Annotated in this window: 1 protein-coding gene (cut by a window edge); it reads right to left on the bottom strand. The window is 75.8% G+C overall.

Annotation, left to right across the window (positions count from 1 at the left end; translation table 11 throughout):
* A protein-coding gene (locus ACJ6WD_RS14000; RefSeq protein WP_407615870.1) for a type I polyketide synthase crosses the window boundary here: on the bottom strand, positions 1-14292 show its 5' portion. 14181 nt of this gene lie to the left of the window's left edge; only the first 14292 of its 28473 coding nucleotides appear in the window; it begins with the start codon at positions 14290-14292; the stop codon falls past the left edge of the window.

Genomic DNA, 14292 nt, shown 5'->3' with positions numbered 1-14292 from the left:
CTCGACGGGGGCCAGCCCGCGCAGCCGGTCGGCGAACTCGCTGCCGGATTCCGCGGGCCCGCCGGTCTGTTCGGCGAGCCGCTGGATCTCGGGCAGGTCGTCGAAGAGCCGGGTGGGGCGCGCGGAGGTGAAGACGGGGTAGTAGCGCTCCCAGTCCACGTCGGCGACGGCCAGGTGCGTCTCGTCGCCGTCGAGGGCCTGGCGCAGGCCGGTGAGGGCCAGTTCGGGGTCCATGAAGACCAGTCCGCTGCGGCGGATCTGACCGGGGTCGACCCGGCCGAGCTTGAGGTCGTCGGACCAGATGCCCCAGGAGACGGCCGTGGCCCGGGCGCCGCGGGCGCGGCGGTGCTCGGCCAGGGCGTTGAGGTGGGCGTTGCCGGCCACGTAGGCGGCGTGGGCGCCGCTGCCCCACATGCCGGCGGTGGACGAGTACAGGACGAAGGCGTCCAGGTCGTCGCCGACGAGTTCGTCCAGGTGCCGGGCGCCGTTGACCTTGGCGTCCATGACCTTCGCGAAGTCGTCGAGGGTCGTCTCCTCCAGCGTCGCCAGTTCGATGGTGACGGCGGTGTGCACGACGGTGCGCACGGTGCGGCCGTCGGCGGCGAGCGCGTGAAGCATCCCGGCGACCGCGTCGCGGTCGGTCAGGTCGCAGGCGACGACGCTGGCCTCGCAGCCCAACTCGGCCAGCTCCCGGACGATGTCGTCGGAGCCGGGGGCGGCCGGGCCGCGGCGGCTGGTGAGCACGACGTGCTCGGCGCCCTGCCGGGCGAGCCAGCGGGCCAGGTGCGGGGCAAGGGTGCCGGTGCCGCCGGTGACCAGGGTGGTGCCCCGCGGCGTCCAGGGCCGGTCCGGCGCCGGGTCGGCGGGGGTGGCTCGCACGACGCGGCGGGCCAGGACGCCCGAGGCGCGGACGGCGAGTTGGTCCTCGCCGGTGCGGCCGGAAAGGACGGCGGCCAGGCGCTCGGCGGCCCGCCGGTCCAGGGTGTCGGGCAGGTCGACCAGACCGCCCCAGCGCTGCGGGTGTTCCAGGGCGGCGGTCCAGCCGAGGCCGTGGATCTGGGCCTGGTCGGGCCGGGTGAGCCGGTCCGCGCGGCCGGTGGAGACCGCGCCCCGGGTCAGGCACCACAGCGGCGCGTCGAGGCCGGCGTCGCCGAGCGCCTGGACGAGCGTGACGGACAGGGCCGTCGCGCGGCTGAGCGCCGGATGCTGCGGGCTCGGGCCCTCGGCGGCGGCCAGCAGGGACACCACGCCCGTGAGGTCCGCGGCGCCGTCGAGGTCGGCCAGGCGCGCGGTCAGCGTCGCGCGGTCCAGGCAGGCGTCGTCCAGGACGAGGGTGCGGGCCTCGGCGCCGTGCGCGGTGAGGACGCCGGTGACGTCGTCGCCGTCGGTGTCGTCGGTGGTGACGACGAGCCAGGTGCCGGTCAGGGCCGCCGTGGGGAGGGCGGTCAGCGGCTGCCACGTGGCGCGGTAGCGCCAGGAGTCGACGGCCGCCAGGTCGCGCCGGCGCCGGCGCCAGTCGGACAGGGCCGGCAGGACGGGTTCCAGGGCGGCGCGGTCCAGATGCAGGCGGGAGGCGAGGGAGTCGACGTCCGCCTCCTCCACCGCGGTCCAGAACTCCGCGTCGGCGGGGTCCGCTTCGGCCTGGTTCTGGGTCCGGTCGGGGATGGCCCACATCTGCTCGCGCTGGAAGGCGTAGGTGGGCAGCGGTACCCGGCGGGCGCCGGTGTCGGCGAAGACCGCGGACCAGTCGGCGTCCGCGCCCCGGACGAAGGCTTCGGCCAGGGACGTCAGGAAGCGGTCGGTGCCGCCGGTGTCGCGCCGCAGGGTGCCGAGGACCGCGGTCGTGCCGCCGATCTCCTCGGCGATCGCCTGGACGCCCATGACGAGCACGGGGTGCGAGCTGACCTCGATGAAGAAGCCGTGGCCCTGGCCGAGGAGTTCGCGGACCGCGGACTGGAAGCGGACGGTCTGGCGCAGGTTGGTGTACCAGTAGTCGGCGTCCACGGTGGTGGTGTCCAGCCAGTCACCGGTGACGGTGGAGAAGAACGGCACCTCGGCCGGGCGCGGGCGGACCGGTGCCAGGACGCTGTGCAGTTCCTCCCGCACCCGCTCGACCTGCGCGGAGTGCGAGGCGTAGTCCACGGCGATGCGCTTGGCGCGGACGTCCTCGGCGACCAGTGCGGCCTGGAGGGCGTCCAGCGGCGCGGTGGCCCCCGAGACGACGGTGGAGCGGGGGCCGTTGACCGCGGCGATCGACAGGTCCTCGTAGGCGGCCAGGCGCGCTTCGACGTCGGTGGCGGGCAGCGGGACGGACAGCATGCCGCCGGTGCCGGCCAGTCCGCGGGCGATGGCCTGGCTGCGCAGGGCGACGACGCGGGCCGCGTCCTCCAGGGAGAGCGCCCCGGCGACGGCCGCCGCGGCGATCTCGCCCTGCGAGTGGCCGACCACGGCGTCCGGCTCGATGCCGTAGGAGCGCCACAGTGCGGCCAGCGACACCATCACGGCGAAGGAGGCCGGCTGGACGACGTCGACGCGGTCCAGCGTCGGTGCGCCGTCGGCCTGGCGCAGCACGTCGAGCAGGGACCAGTCGACGAACTCCGAGAGGGCGGTGGCGCATTCGGTCAGGCGCTCGGCGAAGACCGGGGACTCGTCGAGCAGCCGCGCTCCCATGCCGACCCACTGGGAGCCCTGGCCGGGGAAGACGAAGACGGTCTTGCCTTCGGTGTCGGCCGTGCCCTGGACGACGCCGGGCGCGGAGCCGCCGGTGGCGAGGGCGTCGAGGGCCGCGCGCCGGGTCCGGTCGTCGGTGCCGACGACGACCGCGCGGTGGTCGAAGAGGGTGCGCGCGCTCACCAGGGAGTGGCCGACGTCGAGGGCGTCGGGCGTCGGTTCGGCGTCGAGGTGGGCGGCGAGGTGGGTTGCCTGGGCGCGCAGCGCGCCCGGAGTGCGGGCGGACAGCATCCAGGGGATGGCGTCGCCGGCCGGGGGCACCGACGGTGCCGGGGCCGCGTCCTGCGGGCGGGGGGCCTCTTCGAGGATGGTGTGGGCGTTGGTGCCGCTGATGCCGAAGGAGGAGACGGCGCAGCGGCGCGGGCGTTCGCCCTCGGGCCAGTCGTGGGGTTCGTGCAGCAGCGCGACGGTGCCCGGGGTCCAGTCGATGTGGCTGGAGGGGGTGTCGGCGTGCAGGGTGCGCGGCAGCGCGCCCCGGCGCAGGGCCAGGACCATCTTGATGACGCCGGCGACGCCGGCCGCCGACTGGGTGTGGCCGATGTTGGACTTCACCGAGCCGAGCAGCAGCGGGTGTTCGGCGTCGCGGCCCTGGCCGTAGGTGGCGAACAGGGCCTGCGCCTCGATGGGGTCGCCGAGGGCGGTGCCGGTGCCGTGTGCCTCGACGGCGTCGATGTCCTTCGCGGCCAGTCCCGCGTTGGCCAGGGCCTGGCGGATGACGCGCTGCTGGGAGGGGCCGTTGGGGGCGGACAGGCCGTTGGAGGCGCCGTCCTGGTTGATGGCCGAGCCGCGGACGACGGCGAGGATCTCGTGGCCGTTGCGCTGGGCGTCGGAGAGGCGCTCCAGGACGAGGACGCCGACGCCTTCGGCGAGGGTCATGCCGTCGGCACCGTCGGAGAACGCCTTGCAGCGGCCGTCGCCGGCCAGGGCCCGCTGCCGGCTGAAGGCGACGAACGGGTTGGGGTTGGTCATGACGGTCGCGCCGCCGGCCAGGGCCAGGGAGCTCTCGCCGTTGCGCAGGGACTGGCAGGCCAGGTGGAGGGCGACCAGGGAGGAGGAGCAGGCGGTGTCGACGGTGACCGCCGGTCCTTCGAGGCCGAAGAGGTAGGCCAGGCGGCCGGAGAGCACGCTCGGGCTGGTGCCCGTCACCAGGTGGCCGGCGGAGCCGTCCTCGACGCCGAGTCCGTACTCCTGGTAGGTGGAGCCGATGAAGGTGCCGGTGGCGCTGCCGTGGACGGTGGTGGGGTCGATGCCGGCGTACTCGAACGCCTCCCAGGTGGTCTCCAGCAGCAGCCGCTGCTGGGGGTCCATCGACAGTGCCTCGCGCGGCGAGATGCCGAAGAAGGAGGCGTCGAACTCGCCCGCGTCGTGGAGGAAGCCGCCCTGGGCGGAGTAGGTCGTGCCCGGGTTGTCCGGGTCGGGGTGGTAGAGGCCGGTGTCCCAACCGCGGTTGACGGGGAAGTCGGTGATGGCGTCGACGCCGTCGCTGACCAGGTCCCACAGGTGCCGCGGGGAACGGACGCCGCCCGGGAAGCGGCAGCTCATGCCGACGATGGCGATGGGCTCGTCGAAGCGGCCCGCGGACGTCGCGGCCACGGCCGTCGGAGCGGCCGGGTCGCCGGCGGTGCCCAGCAGTTCCTCGCGCAGGTGGCGGACGAGGGCGGCGGGGGTCGGGTAGTCGAAGACCAGGGTGGCGGGCAGGGCCAGGCCGGTGAGGGCGGCCAGTCGCTTGCGCAGTTCCACGGCGGTCAGCGAGTCGAAGCCGGCGTCGCGGAAGGCCCGCCGCTCCGCGATGGCGTCCGCGGAGTCGTGGCCGAGGGCCACGGCCGCCTCGGCGCGCACCAGGTCGATCAGCAGCCGCGTCTGCTCGTCCTCGTCGAGACCCCGCAGGCGTGCGGCGAATTCCGGCGCGGCGCTGCCGTCCTCGGTGCGGTCGAGTGCCCGGACCTCAGCGATTTCGTCGAAGAGGGCGCTCGCGCGGGCGGCGGTGAAGACCGGGTGGTAGCGCTCCCAGTCGATGTCGGCGACGGTGACCGTGACGTCCTCGTGGAGGACGGCGCGGCGCAGTTCGGTGAGGGCGTTCGCGGGCGCGAGGAAGCGCAGTCCGCGCTTGTGCAGTTCGTCGGTGACGGCCTCGTGGGTGGCCATTCCGGCCTCGGCCCAGGGGCCCCAGGCCACGGAGGTGGCGGGCAGGCCGCGGGCCGTGCGGTGCTCGGCCAGGGCGTCGAGGTAGGCGTTGGCGGCGGCGTAGGAGCTCTGTCCGGCGCTGCCCCAGACACCGGCAATCGAGGAGACCAGGACGAAGAGGTCCAGGTCGTGGCCGTCCAGGAGGCTGTCGAGGTGGGCCGCGCCGAGCATCTTGGCGGCCATCGCGTCCGCGGCGTCGGCCAGCGGGGTGTCGGTGAGGGCGGCGTTCTGGCCGACGCCGGCGGCGTGCACGACGCCGGACAGCGGGTGCTCGGTGGGGACGGCGGCCAGCAGGGCGGCCAGTGCGTCGCGGTCGGCGGTGTCGCAGGCCGCGATGGTGACTCGGGCCCCCAAGTCCGCTATTTCCGCCGCGAGTTCGGCCGCGCCGGGGGCGTCGGGGCCGCGCCGGCTGGTGAGGAGGAGGTGGTCGGCGCCGCTGCGGGCGAGCCAGCGGGCCACCTCGGCGCCGAGCGCACCGGTGCCGCCGGTGACGAGCACCGTGCCGCGCGGCGCGGTGAAGGCGTCGGCGGGCGGCAGTTCGGCCTGCGGGTGGCGCACCAGGCGACGGCCGAGCGCACCGGTGGCCCGGATGGCGAGCTGGTCCTCGCCGCCGCGGGTGGCCAACGCGCTGACCAGGTGCTGGGTGGCGGGGGCGTCGAGCGTGGCCGGCAGGTCGATCAGGCCGCGCCACAGCTGCGGGTGCTCCAGGGCGGCGACCCGCCCCAGTCCCCAGACGGCTGCCTGGAGGGGGTTGTCGAGCGGGTCGGCCGGGTCGGTGGCGACCGCGCCGCGGGTCAGGGTCCACAGGGGGGCGGCGAGGTCGACGTCGACCAGTGCCTGGGCCAGGACGAGGCTCAGCGCGAGCCCGGTGGGCAGGTCGGCGCTGACCTCGGTGCCGGGGCGGTCGGCGAGCGGGAGCAGGGACAGGATGCCGGCGAAGGCGCGGTCCTCGCGGGCCCGTACGGCGTCGAGCCGGGCGGCGAGTTCGGCGCGGTCGCGGCAGGCGTCGTCCAGGGTGAGGGTCTCGAACTGGGCGCCGTGGCCGCGCAGTGCGTCCAGGATCTCGTCGCCGTCGATGCCGTCGGCGGTGACGAGCAGCCAGGTGCCGTCGAGTACGGGCGCGGCGGCGGCCGTCACGGGACGCCAGGCGACCTGGTAGCGGGTGGAGTCCAGCAGCGCCTTCTCCTGCCGCAGTTGGCGCCAGGAGGACAGTGCGGGCAGCAGCGCGTAGAGGGAGGCGTGCTGTTCGTCGCGGAGCCCGAGGAGGGTGGCCAGTTCGGTCGCGTCGCCGCGTTCGACGGCGCCCCACAGTGCGGCGTCCGCCGGGTCGACGGCGGCCTGAGCGGAGCGGGCCGGGGCCGGTTCGGGCCAGTAGCGCTCGTGTTGGAAGGCGTAGGTGGGCAGTTCGACGGTGCGGGCGCCGGTGCCGGCGAGGTAGCCGGGCCAGTCGACGGCGGTGCCGCGCACGTGCAGGCGGGCCAGTGCGGTGGCCGCACAGCGCTCCTCGTCGCGGCCGAACCGCAGCAGCGGGACGACGTGCACGTCCGCCGCGTCGCCGAGGGCCTCCTGGGCGGGGGCCGACAGCACGCTGTCGGGGCCGACTTCGAGGAACGTGCCGGCGCCGCAGTCGTGCGCGGCGTGCAGGGTGTCGGCGAAGCGGACCGCCTGGCGGGCGTGCGCGACCCAGTAGTCGGCGGAGCGCAGCTCGTCGTCGGTGGCGGGGCGCCCGGTCAGGCCGGAGATGACGGTCACGTCCGGCGCGTGGTAGGTGAGTTCGGCGGCGACCTCGCGCAGTCCGTCGAGCGCGGGCTCCATGAGCGGCGAGTGGAAGGCGTGGCTGACCGCCAGGCGCTTGGTCTTGCGGCCCTGGGCGGCGAAGTGGGCGGCGATCTCCTCGGTGGCGGCCAGGTCGCCGGCGACCACGACGCTGTGGGGGCCGTTGACGGCGGCGAGGGAGACCTCGTGCTCGCGCCCGGCGAGCAGCGGCGCGGTCTCCTCCTCGGTGGCCTGGAGGGAGAACATCGCGCCGCCGGCGGGCAGTGCCTGCATCAGCCGGCCCCGTGCGGCCACCAACCGGGCCGCGTCGGGCAGCGAGAGGACCCCCGCGACGTGCGCGGCGGTGATCTCGCCGATGGAGTGGCCCAGCAGCACGTCGGGGCGGACGCCCCAGGTGCCCAGCAGGCGGTGGAGCGCGACCCCGAGGGCGAACAGCGCGGGCTGGGTCCACTCGGTGCGGTCCAGCAGCGCGGCCTCGGGGCTGCCCTCGGGGGCGAACAGCACGTCCTTGAGGGGACGCTCCAGGTACGGGTCGAGGGCGGCGGTCACCTCGTCGAGGGCCTTGGCGAACGCGGGGAAGCGGGCGGCGAGTTCACGGCCGGCGCCGGGCCGCTGGCTGCCCTGCCCGGAGAACACCACGGCGAGCTTGCCCGCGCCGCCGACCTCGCCCTCGGTGACGGCGGAGGTGGGCCGGTCGGCGGCCAGGTCGGCCAGTGCGCGCAGCAGGTCGTCCCGGTCGCCGACGACGACGGCGCGCTGGTCGAAGGCCGAGCGGGTGGTGGCGAGGGACAGCGCGACGTCGACCGGGTCGAGGGCGGGCCGCTCGTCGAGGAAGGACCGCAGGCGGGCGGCCTGGTCCCGGAGCGCGGCCCGGCTCGTGCCGGACAGCGTCCAGGGCACGACGGCCGGGGTGCGCGCGGGCTCCTCGCGCCGCTCGGGGACGGCCGCCGGCTCCTCGACGATGAGGTGGGCGTTGGTGCCGCTGAAGCCGAAGGAGGAGATGGCGGCGCGGCGCGGCCGGTCGGCCTGCGGCCAGGGCGTCTCCTCGGTGAGCAGGCGCACCGCGCCGGCGTCCCACTCCACGTGGGAGGACGGCTGGTCGGCGTGGAGGGTGCGGGGCAGCACGCCGTGGCGCAGCGCCAGGACCATCTTGATGACGCCGGCGACGCCGGCGGCGGCCTGGGTGTGGCCGATGTTGGACTTCACGGAGCCCAGCAGCAGCGGCTGTCCGGCGTCCCGGTCCTGGCCGTAGGTGGCGAGGAGGGCCTGGGCCTCGATGGGGTCGCCGAGGGTGGTGCCGGTGCCGTGGCCCTCGACCGCGTCGATGTCCGTGGTGCTCAGGCCGGCGGCGGACAGCGCCTGCCGGATCACCCGCTGTTGGGACGGGCCGTTGGGGGCGGTGAGGCCGTTGGAGGCGCCGTCCTGGTTGACGGCGGAGCCGCGGACCACCGCCAGCACCTGGTGCCCGTTGCGGCGGGCGTCGGAGAGGCGTTCCAGGACGAGGACGCCGACGCCCTCGGACCAGCCGACGCCGTCGGCGCCGTCGGAGAACGCCTTGCAGCGGCCGTCCGGGGACAGGCCGCGCTGCCGGGAGAACTCGATGAGCGCACCCGGCGTCGACATCACGGTGACGCCGCCGGCCAGGGCGAGCGTGCATTCCCCCGCGCGCAGCGCCTGCATCGCCCAGTGCATGGCGACCAGCGACGACGAGCAGGCGGTGTCGACGGAGACGGCGGGGCCTTCCAGCCCGAGGGTGTAGGAGACCCGGCCGGAGACGACGCTCGGGGCGGTGCCGCTGCCCTGGTGGCCCTCGAACTGTCCGCCGGCGAGGACGGTGGCGTAGTCGTTGTACATCACGCCCGCGAACACGCCGGTGCGGCTGCCGCGCAGGGACGTGGGGTCGATGCCCGCGCGCTCGACGGCCTCCCAGGACGCCTCCAGCAGCAGCCGCTGCTGGGAGTCGGTGGCCAGGGCCTCGCGGGGGCTCATGCCGAAGAAGGCGGGGTCGAAGTCGGCGGCGCCGTGCAGGAATCCGCCGAAGCGCGAGTAGGAGGTGCCGGTCCGCTCCGGGTCCGGGTCGTAGAGCGCGTCGAGGTCCCAGCCGCGGTCGGTGGGCAGGCCCGAGATGGCGTCGGTGCCCTCGGACACCAGCCGCCACAGGTCCTCGGGCGAGGCGACGCCGCCCGGGTAGCGGCAGCTCATGCCGACGATGACGATGGGGTCGTCGTCGGCGGCGGCGCGGGGAGCACTGGCCGCGGTGGCGACCTCGGAGCCCATGAGTTCGGCCAGCACGTGCGTGGCGAGGGCGTCGACGGTCGGGTAGTCGAAGATGACGGTCGCGGCGGTGCGCAGCCCGGTGGCCGCGTTGAGCCGGTTGCGCAGTTCGACGGCGGTCAGCGAGTCGAAGCCCAGCTCGCGCAGGGGCCGGCGGGCGTCGATGTCGGCGGTGCTGGCGTGGCCGAGCACGCCGGCCACTTGGCCGGCCACGAGGTCGCGCACGACCTCGTGGCGGTCGCTCTCCGCGAGCCGGGAGAGCCGCTGCACGAGGGTGACGGCCGCCTCCGAACCGGAGACCACCGAGCGGCGGGCCGGGCCGCGGACCAGGCCGCGCCACAGTGCCGGCACCTCGCTCTGGAGGCGCAGCACGGACAGGTCGAGCCGGGTCGGCAGCAGGACGGCGGCGTCCGTCGCGGTGGCGGCGTCGAAGAGGGCGGTGCCCTGTTCCACGGTGAGGGCGGGGGTGCCCAGGCGGGCCATCCGCGCGAGGTCCTCGTCCGTCAGGCCGCCGGTCATGCCGGCGGTGGGCTCCCACGGGCCCCAGGCCAGGGAGAGTCCGGGCAGGCCCTGGGCGCGGCGCAGCTGGACGAGCGCGTCGAGGAAGGCGTTGGCGGCGGCGTAGTTGCCCTGGCCCGCCGTGCCCACGGTGCCGGAGAGGGAGGAGAAGACGACGAAGGCGGCCAGGTCCAGGTCCCGGGTGGCCTCGTGGAGGTGCCAGACGGCGTCGGCCTTGGGGCGCAGGACGGTGCTGAGCTGCTCGGGGGTGAGGGACTCGATGACGCCGTCGTCGAGGGTGCCGGCGCTGTGCACGACGGCGGTGACCGGGTGCGCGGCGGGCACCCCGGCCAGCAGCAGGTCCACGGCGGCGCGGTCGGCCAGGTCGCAGGCGGCGATGGCCACCTGGGCGCCGTGTTCGGTCAGTTCGGCCACGAGTTCCCGGGCGCCCTCGGCGTCCGGGCCGCGGCGGCCGACGAGCAAAAGGTGTCGCACGCCGCGCTCGGCGACCAGGTGCCGGGCCACTACGCGGCCCAGGCCGCCGGTGGCCCCGGTGAGGACGACGGTGCCCTCGGGGTCCCACTCCGCGGCGGCCTGCGGCGCCTGGGCGCGGGCGAGGCGCGCGGTGAGCACGTCGGTGCCGCGGACGGCGGTCTGCGGCTCGTCGAGGGCCAGGGCGCGCAGCAGCGGCTCGGCGACGGGTTCGTCGAGGGCCGGGTCGAGGTCCACCAGCGCGAAGCGGCCGGGGTGTTCGTTCTGCGCGACGCGCACCAGGCCCCAGACGGCGGCGGCCACCGGGTCCGGCGCCTGCCCGTCGTCGGTGGCGACGGCGCCGCGGGTGACGAAGACCAGCCGGGAGGCGGCGTACTGCTCGCCGGCCAGCCAGTTGCGCAGGCACTCCAGGACGTGGGCGGTGCGGGCGTGCACCGAGCTGACGACCTCGTCGCCGTCGCCGGCCGCACCGGCGACGGGGGCGAGCACCACTTCCGGGGCGCGTTCGGCGTCCACGCCGGGCAGCGCCGTGACCATCAGGTCCGGCGACGCGAGGGCCTGCTCCAGACCGAAGAGGTCCGGGCCGAGGACGGCGAGGGCGGTGGGCGCCTCCTGGGCGGGCTGGCGCGGTGCGGTCCAGCGCAGCTCGAACAGGGCGTCCCGGACCAGGGAGTCGGTGGTGCCGAACCGCTCGTCGGGCATGGAGCGCAGCACGAGCGAACCGACGGAGGCGACGGCGGCACCGGTGGTGTCGGCGACGGCGAGCGCCATCGCGTCGTCGCCGACCGGGGTCAGCTTCACCCGGACCGTCGTCGCCCCGCTGGCGTGCAGGGTCACGTCCTGCCAGGAGAAGGGCAGGCCGCCGCGGGCCCCCTCGCCCAGGTCGGCGAAGGCCGCGGCGTGCAGTGCGGCGTCCAGCAGGGCCGGGTGGATCCCGAACGACGCGGCGGACTCGGCGGCGGAGCCGTCCGCGTCGGGCAGGGTCACCTCGGCGTAGACGTCGTCGCCGCTGCGCCACGCGGCGCGCAGACCCTGGAAGAGGGTGCCGTACTCGAAGCCGGTGTCGGCGAGCCGGTCGTAGAAGCCGTCGAGGTCGAGCGGGTGGGCGTCGGCGGGGGGCCAGACGGTGGCGTCGAAGCCGGCGTGGTGCTCGCCGGCGACGAGCGTGCCGGAGGCGTGCTCGGTCCAGGGGAGCTCCTCCGGCCCGTCGGGACGGGAGTGGACGCTGACCGCGCGGCGGCCCGACGCGTCGGGCCCGCCCACCCACACCTGCACCTGGACGCCGCCCTCCTCGGGCAGCGGCAGCGGGGCGGCCAGGGTCAGTTCCTCGACCCGGCCGCAGCCGGCCTCGTCCCCGGCGCGCACGGCCAGTTCCAGGAAGGCGGTGCCCGGCAGCAGCACCGTGCCGCGCACGGCGTGGTCGGCGAGCCAGGGGTGGGTGCGCCGGGACAGGCGTCCGGTCAGCAGCAGGCCGTCGGAGTTGGCGACGGACACGGCCGCGGTCAGCAGCGGGTGGTGCGCGGCGCCCAGGCCGGCCGCGCGCACGTCGCCGCCGGCGGGCAGGCTCTTGGGCCAGTAGCGGCGGCGCTGGAAGGCGTAGGTGGGCAGCTCGGTGCGGCGGGCGCCGGTGCCCTGGAAGTAGGGCTCCCACTGGACGGTGACGCCGCGGGTGTGCAGGCCCGCCAGTGCGGCGGTGAGGGTCTCGGCCTCGGGGCGGCCCGGGCGCAGCACCGCGAGGGTGGCGGGCACGCGGTCGGCGGCGTCGGCGGATGCCGGGGCGTCGGCGACGGTGTCGGTGGCGGCAGCGGCCAGGGAGGTCTGGGCCATGGCGGACAGGACGCCGTCGGGGCCCAGTTCGAGGAAGGTGGCGGCGCCGTGGTCGTGGAGCCAGTCGAGGGTGTCGGCGAACCGCACGGCGTGCCGGGCGTGGTCCACCCAGTAGTCGGGGGAGGTCAGCTGCTCGACCGTGGCGAGGGCGCCGGTGAGGCCGGAGACGACCGGGATGACGGGTGCCTGCGGGGTGAGGCGGGCGACGACGGCGCGGAACTCCGCCAGCATGGGTTCCATGAGCGGCGAGTGGAAGGCGTGCGAGACCCGCAGCCGCTTGGTCTTGCGGCCCAGCGCGTCGAAGTGCGCGGCGACGGCGTCGACGTCCTCGACGTGGCCGGCGACCACCACGGCGGTGGGTCCGTTGACCGCGGCGATCGAGACGCGGTCCGCCCGGTCCGCGAGTTGGGGCAGGACCTCGTCCTCGGTGGCTTCCAGGGAGACCATGGCGCCGCCTTCGGGCAGCGCCTGCATCAGGCGGCCGCGGGCGAGCACCAGGGCCGCGGCGTCGGCCAGCGTGAAGACGCCGGCGACGTGCGCCGCGGCGATCTCTCCGATGGAGTGGCCGGCGAGGAAGTCCGGGGTGAGGCCGAAGGACTCGGCGAGCCGGTACAGCGCCACCTCCAGCGCGAAGAGCGCGGGCTGGGCGTAGCCGGTCCGGCCGAGCAGGGCGGCGTCGGGCGTGCCCTCGGCAGCGAACAGCACGTCCTTCAGGGGCCGTTCGAGACCTTGGTCGAGGTGGCCGAGGACCTCGTCGAGGGCGGCGGCGAAGACGGGGAAGCGGGCGGCGAGTTCACGGCCCATGCCGGGCCGCTGGGAGCCCTGGCCGGCGAAGAGGAAGGCGAGCTTGGCCCGGGTGCGGGCGGTGTCCTGCACCAGGCCCGGGGCCGGCGTGCCGTCGGCGAGGGCGGTGAGGGCGGCGCGGGCCCGGTCCAGGTCGGCGGCGGTGAACGCGGCGCGGTGTTCGAGGCCGGAACGGGCCGTGGCCAGGGAGTGGGCCACGTCCACGGGCGCGAGGTCGGGGTGCGCGGTGAGGTGGGCGAGCAGTCGGGCCGCCTGGGCGCGCAGGGCCTCCCGGGTGCGGCCGGAGACGAGCCACGGGACGACGCCGGGCGCCACGGGTTCGGCCGGGTCCTCCGGGCCCGCCTCGGGGGCCGGGACGGCCGGGGCCTCTTCCAGGATGGTGTGCGCGTTGGTGCCGCTGAGCCCGAACGAGGAGATGCCGGCCCGGCGCGGCTGTTCGCCCTGCGGCCAGGCGACCTGCTCGGTGAGCAGGCGCACGGCCCCTTGGGACCAGTCGACGTGCGAGGTCGGCGCGTCCACGTGGAGGGTGCGCGGGAGCAGGCCGTGCCGCAGGGACAGCACCATCTTGATGACGCCGGCCATGCCGGCCGCCGCCTGGGTGTGCCCGAGGTTGGACTTGACGGAGCCCAGCAGCAGGGGGTGTGCGGCGTCCCGGCCCTGGCCGTAGGTCGCCAGGAGTGCCTGGGCCTCGACGGGGTCGCCGAGGGTGGTGCCGGTGCCGTGCGCCTCGACGACGTCGACCTCGGCGGCCGAGAGCCGCGCGCTGACCAGCGCCTGCTCGATGACCCGTTGCTGCGAGGGGCCGTTGGGCGCGGTCAGCCCGTTGGAGGCGCCGTCCTGGTTGACGGCGGAGCCGCGGATGACGGCCAGTACCTGGTGCCCGTTGCGGCGGGCCGTCGAGAGGCGCTCCAGGACCAGGACGCCGACGCCCTCGCCCCAGCCGGTGCCGCCCGCGGAGTCGGCGAAGGAGCGGCAGCGCCCGTCGGCGGCGAGCCCGCCCTGCCGGCTGAACTCCACGAAGGTGGTGGGGCTGGACATCACGGTGACGCCGGCGGCCAGCGCCAGGGAGCATTCGCCCTGGCGCAGGGCGTGGGCGGCCAGGTGCAGGGCCACGAGGGAGGACGAGCAGGCGGTGTCGACGGTGACCGCCGGGCCCACGGTCCCGAAGAAGTAGGCGAGCCGGCCCGACAGGACGCTGGTGGCCGTACCCGTCAGGGCGAAGCCCTGGACGTCGTCGTCCGGGCCCACCCGGTACTCCTGGGGCATCGCGCCCACGAACATGCCCGTCCGGCCGCCGCGGACCGTGGCCGGGTCGATGCCGGCCCGTTCGAAGGCTTCCCAGGAGGACTCCAGCAGCAGTCGCTGCTGCGGGTCCATGGCGAGGGCCTCGCGGGGCGAGATGCCGAAGAAGGAGGCGTCGAACTCGGCGGCGTCGTGCAGGAATCCGCCGGAGAACCGGCCGGCGTCCTCGGCCAGCATCTCCCAGCCGCGGTCGTCGGGGGAAGCGGTGATGGCGTCCCCGTCGTCGGCCAGCAGGGACCAGAGCTCCTCGGGGCTGCGCACGCCTCCCGGGAAGCGGCAGCTCATGCCCACGATCGCGATCGGCTCGCGGGCCGCCGCCTCCAACTCACCCACCCGCTGCCGGGAGCGCCGCAGATCGGCGCTGGCCCGCTTGAGGTAGTCGCGGAGCTTCTGTTCCTGATCCAT

The sequence above is a fragment of the Streptomyces sp. VTCC 41912 genome (assembly GCF_045799175.1).
GTDB classification, from domain to species: domain Bacteria; phylum Actinomycetota; class Actinomycetes; order Streptomycetales; family Streptomycetaceae; genus Streptomyces; species Streptomyces albulus_C.
This window is presented reverse-complemented; position numbering and strand designations above follow the sequence as displayed.